16 protein-coding genes are annotated in these 17,047 nt (G+C 57.4%); 12 read left to right on the top strand and 4 right to left on the bottom strand.

Going from position 1 to position 17,047, the window contains the following annotated elements:
- The coding region (locus GOX66_RS22620; protein WP_170765721.1) for a DDE-type integrase/transposase/recombinase at nt 1-203 on the top strand (203 nt) is incomplete at its 5' end.
- A gap of 372 nt (nt 204-575) precedes the next feature.
- Here GOX66_RS22620 and GOX66_RS22615 read toward each other — a convergent pair.
- Nucleotides 576-1,148, bottom strand: a complete 573-nt coding sequence (locus GOX66_RS22615; RefSeq protein WP_170765719.1) for a TetR/AcrR family transcriptional regulator — start codon at nt 1,146-1,148, stop codon at nt 576-578.
- Between the two features lie 127 nt (nt 1,149-1,275).
- Between GOX66_RS22615 and GOX66_RS22610 the strand changes: the two genes are divergently transcribed.
- The 5 genes from GOX66_RS22610 (at nt 1,276) to GOX66_RS26220 (ending at nt 7,149) form a co-directional block, all read left to right on the top strand.
- Complete coding sequence (locus GOX66_RS22610) at nt 1,276-1,740, top strand: (2Fe-2S)-binding protein (RefSeq protein ID WP_170765717.1); 465 nt, start codon at nt 1,276-1,278, stop codon at nt 1,738-1,740.
- A gap of 3 nt (nt 1,741-1,743) precedes the next feature.
- Nucleotides 1,744-3,930 (top strand): xanthine dehydrogenase family protein molybdopterin-binding subunit, encoded by a 2,187-nt coding sequence (locus tag GOX66_RS22605; protein ID WP_170765715.1) that lies wholly within the window; start codon nt 1,744-1,746, stop codon nt 3,928-3,930.
- Nucleotides 3,931-4,027: 97 nt separating this feature from the next.
- Nucleotides 4,028-4,990 (top strand): SDR family NAD(P)-dependent oxidoreductase, encoded by a 963-nt coding sequence (locus GOX66_RS22600; protein ID WP_170765714.1) that lies wholly within the window; start codon nt 4,028-4,030, stop codon nt 4,988-4,990.
- Nucleotides 4,991-5,062: 72 nt separating this feature from the next.
- Entirely contained in the window at nt 5,063-5,878 is an 816-nt protein-coding gene (locus GOX66_RS22595) for an SDR family oxidoreductase (RefSeq protein WP_170765711.1), read from the top strand.
- Nucleotides 5,875-7,149, top strand: coding sequence for an adenylate/guanylate cyclase domain-containing protein (locus tag GOX66_RS26220; protein WP_170765709.1), 1,275 nt, complete (start codon nt 5,875-5,877; stop codon nt 7,147-7,149). Before GOX66_RS22595 ends, GOX66_RS26220 begins: the two co-directional genes overlap by 4 nt.
- A gap of 372 nt (nt 7,150-7,521) precedes the next feature.
- Here GOX66_RS26220 and GOX66_RS22585 read toward each other — a convergent pair whose 3' ends face one another.
- The gene (locus GOX66_RS22585; protein WP_336509524.1) at nt 7,522-8,889 is read right to left on the bottom strand and encodes a sensor histidine kinase; all 1,368 of its coding nucleotides are present in this window, start codon (nt 8,887-8,889) and stop codon (nt 7,522-7,524) included.
- The gene (locus tag GOX66_RS22580; RefSeq protein WP_170765707.1) at nt 8,886-9,554 is read right to left on the bottom strand and encodes a response regulator transcription factor; all 669 of its coding nucleotides are present in this window, start codon (nt 9,552-9,554) and stop codon (nt 8,886-8,888) included. The genes GOX66_RS22585 and GOX66_RS22580 overlap by 4 nt, the downstream gene beginning before the upstream one ends.
- A 139-nt stretch (nt 9,555-9,693) precedes the next feature.
- Between GOX66_RS22580 and GOX66_RS22575 the strand changes: the two genes are divergently transcribed.
- The 5 genes from GOX66_RS22575 (at nt 9,694) to GOX66_RS22555 (ending at nt 15,252) form a co-directional block, all read left to right on the top strand.
- Nucleotides 9,694-10,782 (top strand): type 2 periplasmic-binding domain-containing protein, encoded by a 1,089-nt coding sequence (locus GOX66_RS22575; protein ID WP_170765705.1) that lies wholly within the window; start codon nt 9,694-9,696, stop codon nt 10,780-10,782.
- 76 nt (nt 10,783-10,858) lie between these two features.
- Complete coding sequence (locus tag GOX66_RS22570) at nt 10,859-12,889, top strand: tripartite tricarboxylate transporter permease (RefSeq protein WP_170765703.1); 2,031 nt, start codon at nt 10,859-10,861, stop codon at nt 12,887-12,889.
- Between the two features lie 10 nt (nt 12,890-12,899).
- On the top strand, nt 12,900-13,988 hold the full coding sequence (locus GOX66_RS22565) for a 4-oxalomesaconate tautomerase (protein ID WP_170765701.1): 1,089 nt from the start codon (nt 12,900-12,902) through the stop codon (nt 13,986-13,988).
- Between the two features lie 50 nt (nt 13,989-14,038).
- Complete coding sequence (locus tag GOX66_RS22560; protein WP_170765675.1) at nt 14,039-14,275, top strand: hypothetical protein; 237 nt, start codon at nt 14,039-14,041, stop codon at nt 14,273-14,275.
- The gene (locus tag GOX66_RS22555) at nt 14,272-15,252 is read left to right on the top strand and encodes a D-2-hydroxyacid dehydrogenase family protein (protein ID WP_170765700.1); all 981 of its coding nucleotides are present in this window, start codon (nt 14,272-14,274) and stop codon (nt 15,250-15,252) included. The genes GOX66_RS22560 and GOX66_RS22555 overlap by 4 nt, the downstream gene beginning before the upstream one ends.
- Here the strand turns inward: GOX66_RS22555 and GOX66_RS22550 are convergent.
- Nucleotides 15,221-16,285, bottom strand: a complete 1,065-nt coding sequence (locus GOX66_RS22550; protein ID WP_170765698.1) for an AbrB family transcriptional regulator — start codon at nt 16,283-16,285, stop codon at nt 15,221-15,223. The two genes, GOX66_RS22555 and GOX66_RS22550, sit on opposite strands and share 32 nt — an antisense overlap.
- Nucleotides 16,286-16,363: 78 nt before the next feature.
- Between GOX66_RS22550 and GOX66_RS22545 the strand changes: the two genes are divergently transcribed.
- Nucleotides 16,364-17,044 carry an FCD domain-containing protein gene (locus tag GOX66_RS22545; RefSeq protein ID WP_170765723.1) on the top strand — a complete coding sequence of 227 codons (681 nt, stop codon included), beginning with the start codon at nt 16,364-16,366 and terminating at the stop codon, nt 17,042-17,044.
- Nucleotides 17,045-17,047: the final 3 nt, after the last annotated feature.

Raw genomic sequence — 17,047 nt, 5'->3', positions numbered from 1 at the left:
TGGTGAGGCGGAAATACTTGAACAATATCGTGGAACAGGACCACCGTTTCATCAAGAGACGCACGCGGCCAATGCTGGGGTTCAAGGCCTTTACATCAGCGGCGGCAGTGCTCGACGGAATAGAAGTGGCGCACATGATCCGCAAAGGTCAAATCACGCCCGGACTCTGCCCATTTCAGCAGTTCGCTGAGCTCGCCACCTGACTCACAAGCGTTTGCTGAAACAACTCAATGAGCTCAAATCTTTGCAACAAAACCTCAACCCGATATCTGGGTCACGAAGAGAGTTCTCTAAGAAAGACAGCGCCTTCGTCGGCGTCCTCGCGTCCAGAGGCGCTCGCCGAGTCGACGAGTCGAAGAACCCCTCCTTAGTTATTAGCCGTGCTCGCGACTATCGCCAAGGGCTCGAAGCCGACTTTGGAAGTAGCGCAGCACATACGTATCGAAAAGATCGAGGGTCCGTCGCGGCCCAATCCAGACCTTCGCCCTGCCCTCAAGATGCTGCGGTAGCAGCCCGCTTACCGGCCATTCGCCGCGCGTGCAGAATCTGCAGATGACGGAAATCGCAGTGCGACGTTAAGGCTTGCCCTGAACGCAAAACACTACCATTGCTCGCAATGGATCAAACAGGTCTTTGAGTTGGTCAACGTCACTTGCGTCACGTTTGATCTGTGTAAACATACTCTTGATCGTGTTCTGAAGCAGCGGCAGTTTGATACCCGCGCTGGTCAAATCCTTTTCGAATGGTGCCAACACGACACCGATTGCTCCAAGGTAGTTGCCCCTGATTTGCTTAACACGCTCGGGTGAAAGGTTGTCCCCAATTTCCATTATCTCATCGAGATGCGGAAACCTTTGCATGGCGTCAAAAGGGGCGGCGCACATAAACTTGAATAGTATTTCAAGTCTATCCTCAAGATCGGTTGCTATTGCGCAGGCGCTTTCGATGTCAGCCTTGGTTCTTTCAGCGTATTGAAGAAGGGCTGCAAAGATCAAATCTTCTTTGCTTTCATATGCTTTATACAGCGTTTGGCGCGACACTTTAGATGCGGCCGCGATCTCGGTCATAGACGTCTTCGCAACACCATAGTGGGCGAATAGACCAAACGCAGCCTCTACGATTTTCTGGTTCTTTTCGTTCATTGCCATGTGACCGATCTAGACCCGAGTCGTCCACTTGTAAAGCACATGTTGACAAATTGCGTATCCGAGTCTACTTGTCCATTCGAGCCGGGAAACCCCAATGCTTTTCGAATCCAAAAGGGAGATTGCCGACATGGCGACTAGCTTGAAGATCAATGGCCAGATGCGCGATGTCCAAGCGTCCGAGGGCACCCCGCTTCTGTGGGTTATCCGGGACGAGCTCAAAATGACCGGAACCAAATTTGGGTGTGGTGTTGCGTCTTGTGGCGCCTGTACCGTGCACGTGGATGGCCAGCCCGTGCGCTCCTGTCAAACCTATGTCGAAGACGTCGAAGGTGCCGAGATCACCACAATCGAAGCGATGAGCGAAGACAAAATCGGCGCCGCCATTCAACAGGCATGGGTTGAGCTGGATGTGGTCCAGTGCGGCTATTGCCAGTCGGGGCAGATCATGTCTGCTGTCGGCCTGTTGTCGGAAAACCCCAAGCCGAGCGTCGAAGAGATCGACGAATACATGTGGGGCAATGCCTGCCGCTGCGCCACCTATCAACGTATCCGCGCTGGTATCCAGCGCGCTTCTGAAATCCTGGAGGCCTGATCTATGACCGTCAACACCTCTCGCCGTGGCTTTCTGAAAGGCGCAGCCGCCGCTGGTGCCGTACTTCTGGTCGGCGCACGCCCTGATGGCGCACTCGCTGCCGCGTCCTCGGAAAACGCTCAATTCAACCCGTTCGTGAAGATCGATGCCGACGGCACTGTGACCGTGATCGTCAAGCACTTCGAGATGGGTCAGGGCCCCGCAACCGGCCTGCCAACTCTGGTCGCCGAAGAAATCGGCGCAAACATGGATCAGATCGAGTATGAGTTCGCCCCGTCGAATCCACAGGTCTATAACAACCTGTTTTTCGGGCAGGTTCAGGGCTCTGGTGGGTCGACTGCCATGGCAAACTCGTGGCAGCAATACCGTCAGGCTGGCGCTGCTGCGCGCGAGATGCTGATCGCCGCCGCCGCACAGACCTGGGGTGTGAACGCGTCGGGTATCACCATTGAGGAAGGGATCGTCAAAGCAGGTGAACAGTCGGCTCCAATCGCCGAATTCGTGGCGGCGGCTGCGCAACTTGAGGCCCCTGCCGAGCCGCGTCTGAAAGACCCGTCCGAGTTCCGCCTGATCGGCAACGAAGCGTTGCGCCGCAAGGACTCGCCGATCAAGGTCAATGGTCAGGCGCAATACGGTATGGACCTGCACCTGCCCAACCAGATGGTCGTCTTGATAAAGCGCCCGGAATCACGTGGTGCTTTGGTGACCGGCTTTGACGACAGCGCCTCGAAGGAGATCAAAGGCTTCATCAACGCAGCGACTCTGCCCAACCAGGCCGGTGTGGCGGTTTATGCCGAAAACACATGGGCAGCCATTCAGGCGCGTGAAGCACTGGACGTCGAATGGGATGTGTCGGCGGCTGAAACTCGTAGCTCTGACCAGATCGACGCAGAAATCCGCGCCGCTCTGGACGCCGAACCTCAGTACAACGTGAACAAAGCGGATGCAGCAGCGGTCGCGGCGGCAATCGACAGTGCGGACACGGTTCTGGAAGAGACCTTCTACTTCCCGCTTCTGGCTCATGCCCCGATGGAGCCGATGAACTGCACCATCGAACAGTCGGCCGACGGCAAGATCGTAATGCACGACGCCTGCCAGATTCCGACTGGCGTTCATTACGCCCTTCAGCAGATATTTGAATTGCCGCCCGAGCAGATCGAAATCAAAACGTTGCTGGCCGGTGGTTCATTTGGTCGCCGCGCAACACCAGAAACGGATTATCAGGTCGAAGCCGCTCTGGCCTTCATCCTCACCGATCGCAGCCGACCCGTTAAGCTGGTGTGGACCCGGGAGGACGACATCCGCAGCGGTTATTACCGCCCGGCCTTTGGCCACAAGGTCCGTGTCGGTCTGGACGGCCAGGGCGATATCGTTGGATGGCAGCATCAGGTGGCCGGTCAGTCGATCATGAAAGGCACCCCGTTCGAAGCTTTCGCAGTCCAGGACGGCGTCGATCACAGCTCGGTCGAAGGTATCGCGGACAGCCCGTACACGATCCCCGGCATGGCGCTGGGTCTGACGGATACGCCCAAGGCAACCATGGTTCTGTGGTGGCGTTCGGTGGGTCACACCCATACAGCCTACGTGATGGAAACCATGATGGACAAAGTCGCCGAGGCCGCTGGCCGCGATCCGGTCGAGTTCCGTCTGGCCCATCTGGCCGATGACAGCAACGCAGATCAGAAGCGCAAAGCGGGCGTTCTGAAACTGGCGATGGAGAAGGCCAACTGGGGCAATGCGCCCGCCGGTCGCGCTCAGGGAATCGCGGTACACAAGTCCTTTGGCTCTTACGTGGCTGAGGTGGTCGAAGTATCTGGCGATGCGGAAAATGGCATCAAAATCGAAAAGGTCACCTGTGCCGTGGACTGCGGCATTGCGGTAAACCCGGATGTCGTCAAAGCTCAGGTTCAGGGTGGTGCCGGCTACGGAATCGGTCACGTGATGCGCGACAAGATCACCCTGACGGGTGGCGCGGTGGATCAGTCCAACTTCCCGGACTATGAGCCGCTGCGCATCAGCGATATCGCCGCGATTGACGTTCACATCGTACCCTCCGCCGAAGCCCCTTCAGGTATTGGAGAACCCGGCACGCCTCCGTCGGCACCGGCACTGGCAAACGCAATCCGCGCATTGTCGGGTGTGAAAGTGACCACCCTGCCTATGGCGGAAAACGGAGTATCCTTCGTCTGATCTTATCCTCACCAGCTAGCGGGCGCCTCTAGCCCGCCAGCCACTCCCATTAAACTTGCCAATCGAACAACAGGCTTCGCGCCTGAAGGAAAGAGTTATGTCTCACGAAACTGAAAACACTAATCTGCAACGCCGCGCATTTATGACCGGTGCCGCAGGAGCTGGTTTCGCCGTAGCCAGCCTGGCCGGCGCCACTCGAGCACAGGCACAGGAAGGTGGTTCGCAACTGCGTGATTTTGAGGGCAAGACCGCCATCGTGACCGGCGCAGCACGCGGGATCGGCTTGTCTTGCGCTGACGCGCTGGCCGCACGCGGGGCCAACGTGGTCCTTTTTGATGTGGCGGGGCAAATTGCAGAGGTGCCTTATCCACTCGCCACTCAGGGCGACCTGAATGCAGCGAAGGCTCAGATCGAAGCCCATAACGTGCAAGCCATAACTATCAAGGGTGACGTGCGCGACATGGCGGCACAACAGCAAGCCGTCACAGCCGCGATGGATACATTCGGCAGCGTAGATTTTGTGATCCCGAATGCAGGCATCACGCAGACCGGTTTCCTGGAAGAGTTGTCCGAGGAAGAAGTTGATCTGGTTCTGGATATCAACCTCAAAGGCGTGATCAAAACCATACAGGCCGTCACGCCGATCCTGCGCCAGCAGAATTCTGGCCGTATCGTGACCATGGCGTCGGTAACCGGTCGCATGGGGTCACAGCGTTTCCCAGTCTATTCGGCCACGAAATGGGCAGTCATTGGCTTGACCAAAACAACGGCAGAAGCGTTGGGCCCGCATAATGTAACTGCAAACGCACTTTGCCCAACTTTGGTCCGAACCGGGCTTCTTGAAAACGACTATGTCCTTTCAACCATGGTGCCCGGCACGACCCTCGAATGGGAACAATTCGAAGGGTTTGCGCAACAAATGCATATGTTGCCACAGGGCTTTTATGGTCCTGAGCACGTCGGAAACGTGGCAGCATTCCTTTGCTCGGACGGTGCCGCAATGATCTCCGGCGACGTCCTTGACATCGCGGCCGGCTTCAACGCCCGCTTCCCGGCCTAATCCAAGCACCACCTACCCTCGCAAACCACCACTCACACACCCCACCAAACACGAAAACAAATGGAAATGAAAATGGCACAAACAATTTTGATCACCGGTGCCTCGACCGGCATCGGCAAGGCGACTGCGAAGTACTTCCAAGCTCAGGGATGGAACGTCGTCGCCACGATGAGAAAACCCGAAAATGGCGCGGAACTGGCCGCATTGGATAATGTGCTGGTCACGCGTCTTGACGTGACTGATCCGGCGTCCATCGAAGCTGCGGTTGCAGTCGCGCTCGACAGGTTTGGCGGAGTTGATGTTCTTCTGAACAATGCGGGCTACGGAGCTTACGGCCCGCTGGAAAACTTCGACATGGATCGCATTCGCCGCCAGTTCGACACAAACGTCATCGGCCTGTTGGAAGTGACCAAAGCGGTTCTGCCTCAGATGCGCGCCCGGAAATCCGGCACCATCGTCAACATCAGCTCCATCGGTGGGCAAATGACCTTCCCGTTAGGCACTCTCTACCACGGCACCAAGTTTGCCGTCGAAGGCATCTCTGAAGCTTTGCACTACGAGTTGGAGGCTATCGGAGTAAAAGTGAAAATCGTGGAACCGGGCATGATTGCAACAGATTTCTCTGGGCGTAGTTTCGATTTTGCTAATGAGCCCGCGATTGGCGAGTATCAAGGTGTCGTATCCGCTGTTATGGGTTCTTTTGCAAATCAGAAGTTCCCGCCGTCCCCTCCCGAAGTCGTAGCAGAAGTGATCTGGGCGGCAGTAACCGATGGCTCCAACACACTGCGTTACCGTGCGGGCCAGGATGCCGATTTCCTGCTGACCAATCGGAAGGCTGCTGACGACGCGACCTTCATCGGTGGCATCAAAGAGCAGATGGGATTGTGAAAAAAAACGGTCAATCGAGCCTTATAAGAAGGAGTGACCCCAGCTTCTTTGGTCGGGGCACTTCCAAAATTCAGCGCGGGCTTAGCGCTGTAACCACTGCTCCTACCTGGGTTTCCAAAGAGGTCGCCAGATATTTTGTCTACTGGCGCATTTTCTACTTCCTTGCGGGTGTCACCCACGGCCTGTCGATCCTGTTTTTCCTGGACCGGGAAGTTTGGCTCATGGCCTGGTTCAACGTTGGCAGCGTCATCGTATTCACAACATGCATGCTGCTTTTGTATAAGGGATGGTTCCGTTCGGCCTATTGGCTTGCGCTAGCCGAGCTTGTTTCCCATGCAATAGCTGCGACGATTTCTGTAGGCACCGAGTTCGGTGCTTTGAACGCAATTCTGCTGGTTCTCGTTCTGCTTTACGTACAGCCTTTTTATCCACTGATTTTGTCGTTGGTTCTTTCGGCACTCGCGTTGGCGGCAGCTGTGTTCACACAGGAGTACATGTTGACCCATGCGCCCCTTTATTCTCATTTCCAGGTTACGTCAGGGGATCTCGCGATGCGGGTCGTGACATGGCCCATTCTGATGTTGGCGATGGTGATGCCATTCATTCGTGCGGCTTCAAAGGCAGAAAAAGACCTTGAGATTGCGCATGGCGAAAGTGAGCGCCTTTTGCACAATATTCTGCCCGTAACTGTGGCTGACAGGTTAAAGGCCGGAGAAGATCAGATCGCAGATGAACATCCGCGTGTTGCGGTCATGTTTGTCGATATCGTCGGCTTTACTGAAATGAGCCGAGACCAGCCACCGGCAAGGATCGTTGAGTTCCTGAACAAATTCTTTGTAGCAATTGATGATCTCATCGAACAACACGACGCCGAGAAGATTAAGACCATCGGCGATGCCATAATGATCACCGTCGGTGCACCAATACCTCATCCCACCCCGGAAGACGGGGCCATGGAACTTGCTCGCGACATACTAGCTGCTGCAAAGCACTTTGAGCGACCTGACACAGGAAGCCCCCTTGTCGTTCGGATCGGATTGCATTCCGGCCCTGCCGTTGCAGGCGTTATCGGAAAGGCAAAATTTGCATACGATATTTGGGGCGAAACAGTGAATATAGCAGCGAGAATGGAAAGCTCCGGTATTCCTGGTACAGCTCAGGTTTCCGAGGTCTTTGCGTCACGTTTAACCAAAACTATCAAATTTGAGGAACGGCGGAGTATCACCGTTGCCAGTAGCAGTATCTGTGCCTGTATATACCGGCTGGAATAGCGACTCAGACTGGAATTCGTGATTGCTGTTTAAGGTGTTGTCATGAGGTTCCAAAGCCGACGTTTGCTCAGCGCGCAGCATAAGCTCCTGCCTTGTATTCCACGGCCCAAACCTGCCATTCACCGACCGATCAACATGCTGCGGTCCCAGCCCACATAGCCGCCGTTCGCTGCAAGCGAAAATTCCAGGCTTCGTCGGACTCACACATCGCGGACCAAGCGCCATTTCGCTGCAAAAGGCTTCAAAGTCCGGTGAAGACGTATCAAGACCGCCGTGCCCGGCACCTGGGGTGGAAACCGGTCATTCGCTGTAATCGAAAAAACTCTCTTTGATTGTGACAGGTTTCGGGTTCCGAGCAGAAATTGAAACAAACTACAGGGCTATGGGAAGCTGAAGCGTAACGCTTGCTCCTTTTTCGACTTGGTTGATCGCGGCCACTCCTCCGTGGCGCTTCGCTACAGCTGAGACAATCGACAACCCTAAACCGCTACCTTCGGAATATTCCAGCTGCGAAAATCGACTGAAAACGGCTTCGCTTTGTTCGGGTGAAAGGCCGGTTCCGTCATCGGATACGGTAAGCTTTACGTTCTCGCCATCAGAGCGCAGCGCGACTGAAATTTGGCTCAACTTAGTCCCACCGTGCTTAACTGCGTTGTCCAGCAGGTTTTTGATGGCCTCAGTTAAAAAAACCTGATCTCCTGAAACCGTAATTGTCGAGTCCGGCATCGTAACATCAAACTCGATCCCTTTTGCGAGGATCTGTACACCCATGTCAGCGCAGGCTTCTTCGACAACCGCACGGAAATCGATCTTGTCCATCTGATCCTGATGCGTAGGTTGCCGCAGTCGTTCCAGTGACAATAGCTGTTCCGCCACTGTAGCCGAATTCTTAGCCGCTGCCACCAGCTCGATTATCCGTTTGTCTTTGTCCTCATCTGTTTTTGCATCGCGCAATGCCTCAGCCATGGACTGGACCGCAGCCGCTGGATTTCGCAATTGATGCGCGGCTTCTGAGATAAAAACCTGATGGGCGTTAATACTACGCTCGACCTGCCCAAACAGCCGATTCAGGGTCTGAACAATTCCATGAACCTCGACCGGGACCGGGCGTTTGATTTTGCTCAGGTCGTCAGGTGAGCGTAGGTCGATCGCATCCTGCAAATCCAGCAAGGGCCGCAGCCCTCGCGCGACGCCGAACCAGACAACAAACGCAAGGGTGGCCAACAGGATACCCATCAGAATCGCCGCACGTATCGACAACTCATTGGCAAAGGCGTTGCGGTCCGCGACGCGTTGCCAGGCCGTAACTGTCGCATCGCCCACCAGGTTATCCAGCGTGACCCGCTCGGTCATTTTCAGCACACGCACCGGCTCATCCCGATAGATCGCCTCGAAAAACCGCGGCTGGTACGCGTCCTGTTCAGACGGTTTTGCAGCGGCCGGAGGATGTGCATACCCTGTGACGTAGATGCCGCCGGGTCCGGTCACGTGATAAAAAATCTCTCCGCCCGACGCGTCGCGGATCAAGCTGCGCGTGGTGGGCGACAAGGCATCGCCTTCTGACACCGCAACATCGCGCGATATAGCCAGACCGGCGGATAGCAGGCTGTCATCAAAAAGCTCCTGCGCCGTTTGCTGAGCCACCGTGTAGCGCCAGTATCCAAGCAGGATTGCGAGCAGCACCAAGGGCGTCAGGATCAGAATGAAAAGCCTGAGCCTGAGTGAGCCGTGCCGGATCACTTCTGCACCTCAAGCAGATATCCAAGGCCACGGGCGGTCTTGATCCGGATGCCAAGGTTCTGAAGGCGCTTGCGCAGTCGTGACACATGCGGCTCGACGGCTGAATCGTCGACATCGGCTCCCACGCCGTAGACGTAGTCGGTCAACTGACTTTTGGGGACGATCCTGCCGCGCCGTTCCAGCAGGCATTCAAGCACAGCCATTTCCCGACGCGGCACATCGAGAACTTGGCCCTTTGCGCTCACCTGCCGGGCGGTGCGGTCGAACTCAAGATCTCCGATGGTCTCGCGCGCGCCATAATCCAATTGTTTGCGACGGGAAAGCGCGCGGATGCGGGCCTCAAGCTCATCCATCTCGAAGGGCTTCACAAGGTAATCGTCTGCGCCCATATCCAGGCCCGATACGCGATCGCTGGTCTCGGTGCGCGCGGTCAGCAGGATGACAGGCGCACTGTCGCCCCGATGGCGCAGCGACCGCAAGATCTCAAGACCTGACCGACCCGGCAGGTTGATGTCCAGAACGATCAGGTCTGCACCTTCCTGTTCCAGATACAGATCGGCGGCATCGCCATCTGTCAGTACGTCGGCGGCATGACCCCGATCCCGCAGACGATAAGCAATGGCGTTGGCGAGGGTTTCATTATCCTCGACGATGACAATCCGCATTCGGGCTCCTGCAAGTTTCGCGCAAGGTTGGCGCTCCATGATTGCCAGATGGGAGGGGGAATCAACCCCACAGTTCTATTTGCAATCACGGTGGTGCGGAGGGCGCTGACGTGGTTGTCTGGTCAACAGGGAGGAACCAATGGCCATTTCCAACTTCACCCGTCGCGCCGTCGTGGGGCTGATCGCCGCCGCCGGACTCGCCGCACCTGCCGCTGCAGAGGTCGATTTCTCGGGCAAGACCATCGAATGGGTCATTCCTTTCTCGGAAACGGGCGGGTCGGCCAAATGGGCCAACTTCTTTGCGCCGCTTCTGTCCGAGGCACTGCCGGGCCAACCGACTGTGGTGGTCAAATTCATGCCGGGCGCAGGTTCAACCAAAGGTGCGAACTGGTTTCAGGAGCAGAATCATGATGACGGCACGCTGCTGTTTGGCACGTCGGGTTCAACACAGTTCCCGTATCTGCTGAGCGACCCGCGCGTACGCTATGAATACAACGACTGGATCCCGGTCATGGCGTCGGGCACCGGTGGCGTTGCTTATCTGAACGCCGAGGACGGAGCCAAGTTTGACGGCTCTGCCAATGCGCTGAAAGACACCAATTTCATCTACGGTTCACAGGGCGCGACCCGGTTGGATCTGGTCCCGCTGCTGGCCTGGCAGATGCTGGGCATGAACGTTGAGCCCGTCTTTGGAATCAAAGGCCGTGGAGACGGTCGTCTGATGTTCGAACGTGGCGAAGCTAACATCGATTATCAGACCTCGTCCGGCTATCTGGGTGGGTCGGCCCCGCTGGTCGAGGCAGGTCAGGCTGTGCCGATGATGACGTGGGGCGCGTTGGACGCCGATGGCAACATCGTGCGCGATCCGACCTTCCCGGACATTCCGACGTTTAAAGAGGTCTGCGAGGCCACGGATGGGTGCGAAACCAGTGGTGAGGCTTGGGATGCTTGGAAAGCCTTCTTCGTGGCGGGCTTCCCGGTTCAGAAACTGGCCTTCCTGCCCGGAGACACACCACAGGAGGTGGTCGACGCATATACCGCAGCGTTCCAAGCCGTAACCGAGCGTGGTGACTTTGCGGACATTTCGTCCAAACGCGTGGGCAAGTATCCGGTGTTCGTCGGCGACGGCTCGAAAGCTGCGTTGCAAACAGCGACCAAAGTGGATGAAAATGCCAAGCAATATGTCCTGAACTGGCTGAAAGAAGCCTATGGCGTCGAGCTGAACTAAGCCGACACGTCGTCGCGCGCCCAACGAAGGGCGCGCGCTTTTCTAAATACAAGACAATTTATGAAAGGCGGCCGCTATGGAGGTTTTCGCCACAGCTCTACCTGCGCTTGGTGATGCGTGGGCTCTGATCCTGCAACCCATCGTTCTGGGCTATCTTGTGCTCGGCGTCGTTATGGGGCTGGCCGTGGGCGTTTTCCCGGGGCTTGGAGGCATCGCCGGCCTGTCGCTGCTGCTGCCTTTCATGTTCGGTATGGACCCGATCCTTGGTCTGGCTTTGATGATCGGAATGGTCGCGGTGGTACCGACTTCGGACACGTTCGCGTCCGTCCTGATGGGCATTCCCGGCAGTTCCGCCTCGCAAGCGACGGTGCTGGATGGCTTCCCCATGGCGAAAAAGGGCGAAGCGGCACGGGCCTTGTCGGCGGCCTTTTCCTCATCGCTGTTCGGTGGGTTGGTCGGTGCGACCTTCCTGACCATGTTCATCCTGATCGCGCGGCCCATCGTTCTGGCCTTTGGTTTGCCCGAGATGCTGATGATCACAATCCTCGGCCTGTCTATGGTCGCAATTTTGGCGGGGCGTATCCCGCTGAAAGGCGTCGCCGCGGCCGGTTTGGGCCTGATGGTCGGCACAATTGGTGAGGCTGATGCCGGCGGATCGCTTCGAATGGCGACCTATGACATTCCCTATCTGACGGACGGTCTGAAGCTGGTCATCGTCGGTCTGGGCATTTTTGCCGTGCCCGAGATTGTCTCGCTGCTGCGGCAGGATCGGTCGATCGCCAAAGGCGCTTCGTTAGGCGCTGGATGGCTGGATGGCGTAAAGGATTGGTTTGCAAACATCTGGCTGTCGGTCCGATGTTCGATCATCGGCGTGATTGTCGGGGTTATCCCCGGCCTCGGCGGCTCGGTTGTCGACTGGATTGCCTATGGTCACTCAGTTCAAACGACCAAGGACAAAAGTAATTTCGGTAAAGGCGAAGTGCGCGGTGTCATCGGCCCGGAAAGCTCGAACAACGCCAAGGAAGGCGGTGGTCTGGTGCCGACGCTTCTGTTCGGCATCCCCGGCTCAGGATCGATGGCGATCTTCATCGGTGCAGTCGCTCTGCTGGGGTCGGGGGATATCGAAGTCGGTCCGAGCATGCTCCAGGACAATCTCGACATCACCTATTCGATCGTCTGGCTGCTGGCGCTGGCCAACGTGGTGGGCACCATTCTGTGCATTGCAGCCTCGGGCGGCATCGCCAAGTTGACCACGATCCGCTTTACCTATCTGGCTCCATTCCTGTTCATGTTGATCAGCTTTGCGGCCTTCCAGTCCGGGCAAAACTTCGAAGATCTGCTGGCCCTGTTCGTCATCGGACTGATCGGCATCTTCCTGCGCCGTTTCGACTGGTCGCGCCCGGCCTTTCTGATCGGTTTTGTTCTGTCGAACCCGGTCGAGAAATTCACCAATCAGGCCTTCCAAATTGCCTCGTTCCGGTTCCGCAAGAGCTTTGGCGAGGGGATGGAATATGTCTTCAGCCCCATCGTCATCGTCCTGATCGTAGTCACGGTTGTTTCGGTCATTCTGGGCATCCGACAGGCCAAGATGATCATGGCCGAGGGTGATGTTCAGGCAGGTACAAAGCGCGCGCCTCTGATCTTCCTGCTGGTGATCATGGCCTATCTGATTGTCGCTTTGGTCAACGCCAACATGATCCCCGACTACAATATGACCGACAAGATCATCCCGCTGGTGATCGGCAGCGTCTCGCTATTCTGTTGCGTGATCCTTCTGATCCAGATGATGCGACGTCCCGAAGGCGACGTGATCTTTGCCGACAAGGAAATCGCCGGTGAAGACGCCAGCGCACCACATGGTTTGTGGTCCACTCTGGCGTGGTTCGCCAGTTTGATCGCGGCCACGTGGGTGGTGGGCTTCATCCTCGCCCTGATAGGGTTCCTGATCGCCTTTCTCCGTATCCGCGCCGGGTCCAGCTGGCAGATGACTCTGATCCTGACCGCCTGCGGCATCGGGTTCATGTGCCTGATGGCGGGCGCTCTGAACCGCGATTTCCCGCCGGGTCTGTTGCAGGACATGGTCAGCCTGCCCTGGCCGTTGAAGTGAGGGGTTCAAAATGACTCAAACCGCAATCCCTTATATCTTGATGCGCGGCGGCACGTCGAAAGGCCCGTATTTCCGCCGCTCGGATTTGCCCGAGGATCTGGACGCGCTGGCAGAGGTGCTGATCGCCGCTCTTGGGTCCGGGCAGTCGCTGAACATCGACGGCATCGGCGGCGGCGCGGCGGTGACCACAAAGGTCGCGATGCTGTCGGTCAGCGAGGATGACTGGGCCGATATCGACTATTTCTTTGCGCAGGTCTCGGTCGAGGACAAGCTGGTCGATTTCAAACCCACTTGCGGCAATATCCTGTCTGGCGTTGCCCCTGCTGCCATCGAGATGGGCCTGTTCAAACCGCAGGGTGATGAAACTGAAGTTCGCATTCGGGCCGTCAACACTGGGGCTCGGGTCGTAGCCAAGGTGAATACACCCGGGGGCGAATTGACCTATGAGGGTGATGCGGAGATCGCCGGCGTTCCCGGTCATTCAGCGCCGGTGCAGTTGAGTTTCATGGGCGTGGTGGGCTCGGCCACCGGAGCGTTCCTGCCTACGGGCAACCTGCGCGATGCAGTTCAGGGCGTCGAACTGACCTGCATGGATGTCGCTATGCCGATGGCTATCGCCCGCGCCACAGACTTCGGATTGACGGGCTATGAGAGCGCCAAGGAGCTGGACGCAAACCGCGCGTTCTTTGACCGGATGGAGGCCGTTAGGATCGAAGCAGGGCAGCGGATGGGTATGGGGGATGTGTCCAAATCGGTCACCCCTAAGTTCGGCCTTGTTGCTCCGGCCAGAGAGGGCGGAACGCTCGCAGTGCGGTATTTCATGCCGTGGAAAACCCACCCGACCATGGCGGTCACCGGCGCGCAATGCATGGCGTCTTGCGCTTTGACGCCCGGAACCGTCGCCGACGGTTTGCTGGATCGCCCCACGAACAGCCCGGCTGAAGTCGTTCTGGAACACGCCTCGGGCAATATCGACGTGTTGGTGGATTTTTCCACCACCGACGGGTTCACAGTGAACGCGGCGGGTTTGGTGCGGACCGCGCGCAAGTTGGCGGACGGGCATGTTTATGTGCCTAAGTCTGTTTGGAACGGGAGTTGATCAAGTGCAACCCAAATGGTATACTATTGTATACATAGCGGGAGGACACGATGGACAACTACTCGGAATGCCTCGATATCGCGCGTCAGGAACTCAGGTTGGCGCAGTCGGCCCTACGGCGGGACATCGCGGACTACCCGACACCGATTGCTGGCTGCGATGAGCAGTTCAACCATCTGCTGGATCAAAGCGAACGGGTCCGCAATGCACTTGCCGCTCTCGACACATGTCATTTTGTGCCGACGCCAAGAAAACTGAACACCGAGCAGGGTATAGAAAGCCGATGAAGGTCCACATTCTTGATGACTGGTTTGACACGCTGCGTGGCCTGCCTTGCTTTGAGAAACTCACCGGTCATGAGGTGACGTTATGGACGGATCATGTCGAAGACACTGACACTCTGGCCGAACGACTGCATGACGCAGAGGTGCTTGTCCTGTTCCGCGAACGTACCAAAGTCACCCGCGTCTTGCTGGAGAAATTACCAAACCTGAAACTGATCAGCCAGCGCAGCGTTTATCCTCATGTCGATGTTGAGGCCTGCACAGATCACGACGTGCTGCTGTGCTCAAACATGCATGGCGGGACGCCGTCTTATGCTGCAGCCGAACTTACTTGGGCGTTAATCATGGCCGGGATGCGGGATTTGCCCGCACAAATGGCCTCGGTCAAAGCAGGGCACTGGCAGGCGGGCGTGGGCAAGACGCTGCGGGGGCGTCAGTTGGGGCTCTATGGCTATGGCCGCATTGCTCGCGCCATTGCAAGTTATGCCGAGGCCTTTGGGATGAATGTGGTCTGGTGGTCATCCGTAGAAGGCCGGGCACGTGCGCAGGCGGATGGCGCGCAGGTCGCGCCCAGCCGTGAAGCGTTCTTTGGCAGCAGCGATGTTGTCTCGGTCCATGTGCGCTTGAAACCGGATACGCGCGGGATCATCACCGCATCGGATTTCGCACAGATGCAGCCGGAGGCGCTGTTTGTGAACACCTCGCGAGCCGGGCTGATCGCGCCTGGTGCTTTGCTTGAGGCGCTGAACGTCGGTCGCCCCGGCAAAGCGGCGATTGATGTGTTCGATTCCGAGCCACTGATTGATCCGACCGACCCGCTTTTGTCACATCCCAACCTGATCGCGACCCCACATATCGGCTTTGTCACTGAAGACGAGTTCGACCTGCAATTCGCGGATATTTTCGATCAGGTGAACGCCTATGCCGAAGGCGCTCCGATCCACATGATCAACCCCGAGGTTTGGACCAACGCAGAATAAGATTTGCGGCGATGGGCGCACCAATGATCACCAACACGATCCTTGTCAGATGGTGGGTGATCACAAAGCCCAAATCCGCGCCCGAGACGATGGCCAGCACCGTCATCTCTGCCTGCCCACCGGGCGCGAAGGCCAGAAACGCCTCGACAGGTTGGCCCAGTCCCAAGGTGGTGACAACGGCGGTGAAAGCGGCTGCCAGGACGGCAAGGACAATGACATAGGCGAAGCCCGCTGCCACTACCCGGCGTAGTTCGACCCATGTGACACCTACGAATTTCACACCAATTCCGCAGCCAATGAAAAACTGCGCTGCAAGGATGGCCTCGCGAGGCGGTCGGGTATGAATGAAGTCGCCCAGTGACAAGGCTGCCGTAAGGATCATTGGCCCCAGGATTGACGCCCCGAACAGGCCGATCCGCTCCCCGCCTTTCCAGCCGACAAAGGCGGCCAGAACCATCAGCGCCAATTCTTGCATTGGCAGGTTGTGCGCGGGCTCGCCAATCGGATTGGTGAGTTGGGCATCATAGAACACGGTGAGGAACAAGGGGGCCAACGTCACGATGATCAGCACGCGCGTACCGTGGATCAAGGACAAGGTACGCGGATTGGCCCCCGCCTCAGTGCCAAAGATGATCATGTCTTGCAAACCGCCCGGCATGGCTGCGTAGAAAGCCGTTGTGGAGTCAAAGCCCCAGAATTTACGAAAGAATGGCACACCTACCAGCGCGATCAGCAGGATGAAGAACGGGATCAGCGCAATTGACGCGGCCATTTTCGGCAATTCAGCAAACAGAGCCGGCGTAATCGATGCCCCTACCGCCACGCCCAGTATAGTGCGGGCGGCAACCGAGACCTGTCCAAAGCCTTCCATCGGTGCGTGCGCAAGAGCTGCAATCAAACATGCGCTCATTGGCCCGAACAGAAAGGGTAGCGGCAGGTTTAGCGCCCAAAATACCCCAGTGCCCAACACCGCCAGGCCGAGCGTGACGGCCCGTTTCGTCAGAAGAGAGGGGGTATCGGTTTGGCTGTGCAAGGTAAGCGTTCCAGCTTCGTTGACTTATAATGTATCCATGTGTATACAACTGGACGCAAGATGACAAGAGAGCCTGCGATGACCCTTCAGGACGACCCGTTACAGCCTGGCCCACAAGGCAATTCTGCGTATCAGCGCCTGCTGGACGAGATTCGCGAGGGCACTCTTCTGCCCGGCGACCGGCTGCGTGAGATTGAGTTGTCTGAGCGGTTGGGCGTCAGCCGTACCCCGGTACGCGAGGCGATAAGGCAGTTGGAAGCCGACGGGCTGGTCACGCATGTGCCACGGCAAGGTGCCACCGTGCGCAGTCTGGATTACGCCGAGGTCATGGAACTCTATGAGATGCGCGCGGTGCTTGAAGGGACAGCGGCCCGTCTGGCAGCCCGCGCGGCGTCTGATGTCGAACTGGACGAGCTTGAAGTTCTGAACGACCGGCTGGCCGAGGCGGGTACTGGCCCCGATGCGGCCCAAATCAACAAGATCTTTCATGCAACACTTCTGGATGCGGCCAAGAACCGGTTTCTGGCAAAATCCATGTTGTCCTTGCAAAAGGCGCTGTTGATCCTGGGTCCCTCGCAATTGCTGGATAGCGACCGCGCCGAGGCCGCAGTGGCCGAGCATCGGCGCATCATGGCGGCTTTGAAGGCCCGCGATGGCGCAGCGGCCGAGACAGAGATGCGCGCGCATATTCAGGCTGCGCAGCGGATGCGCATCCGCGCGTTGCAGGACCGCGACCGCTCAATCGACGAAAGCCAGTAGGTA

This window comes from Ruegeria lacuscaerulensis (assembly GCF_013031245.1).
GTDB classification, from domain to species: Bacteria; Pseudomonadota; Alphaproteobacteria; order Rhodobacterales; family Rhodobacteraceae; genus Ruegeria; species Ruegeria lacuscaerulensis_C.
This window is presented reverse-complemented; position numbering and strand designations above follow the sequence as displayed.

What these genes read in the sequence shown, in the direction of transcription:
- GOX66_RS22615 (WP_170765719.1), bottom strand. Translation starts at nt 1,148, where the DNA reads ATGGCAATGAACGAAAAGAACCAGAAAATCGTAGAGGCTGCGTTTGGT.
- GOX66_RS22610 (WP_170765717.1), top strand. Translation starts at nt 1,276, where the DNA reads ATGGCGACTAGCTTGAAGATCAATGGCCAGATGCGCGATGTCCAAGCG.
- GOX66_RS22605 (WP_170765715.1), top strand. Translation starts at nt 1,744, where the DNA reads ATGACCGTCAACACCTCTCGCCGTGGCTTTCTGAAAGGCGCAGCCGCC.
- GOX66_RS22600 (WP_170765714.1), top strand. Translation starts at nt 4,028, where the DNA reads ATGTCTCACGAAACTGAAAACACTAATCTGCAACGCCGCGCATTTATG.
- GOX66_RS22595 (WP_170765711.1), top strand. Translation starts at nt 5,063, where the DNA reads ATGGCACAAACAATTTTGATCACCGGTGCCTCGACCGGCATCGGCAAG.
- GOX66_RS22580 (WP_170765707.1), bottom strand. Translation starts at nt 9,554, where the DNA reads ATGCGGATTGTCATCGTCGAGGATAATGAAACCCTCGCCAACGCCATT.
- GOX66_RS22575 (WP_170765705.1), top strand. Translation starts at nt 9,694, where the DNA reads ATGGCCATTTCCAACTTCACCCGTCGCGCCGTCGTGGGGCTGATCGCC.
- GOX66_RS22570 (WP_170765703.1), top strand. Translation starts at nt 10,859, where the DNA reads ATGGAGGTTTTCGCCACAGCTCTACCTGCGCTTGGTGATGCGTGGGCT.
- GOX66_RS22565 (WP_170765701.1), top strand. Translation starts at nt 12,900, where the DNA reads ATGACTCAAACCGCAATCCCTTATATCTTGATGCGCGGCGGCACGTCG.
- GOX66_RS22560 (WP_170765675.1), top strand. Translation starts at nt 14,039, where the DNA reads ATGGACAACTACTCGGAATGCCTCGATATCGCGCGTCAGGAACTCAGG.
- GOX66_RS22555 (WP_170765700.1), top strand. Translation starts at nt 14,272, where the DNA reads ATGAAGGTCCACATTCTTGATGACTGGTTTGACACGCTGCGTGGCCTG.
- GOX66_RS22545 (WP_170765723.1), top strand. Translation starts at nt 16,364, where the DNA reads ATGACCCTTCAGGACGACCCGTTACAGCCTGGCCCACAAGGCAATTCT.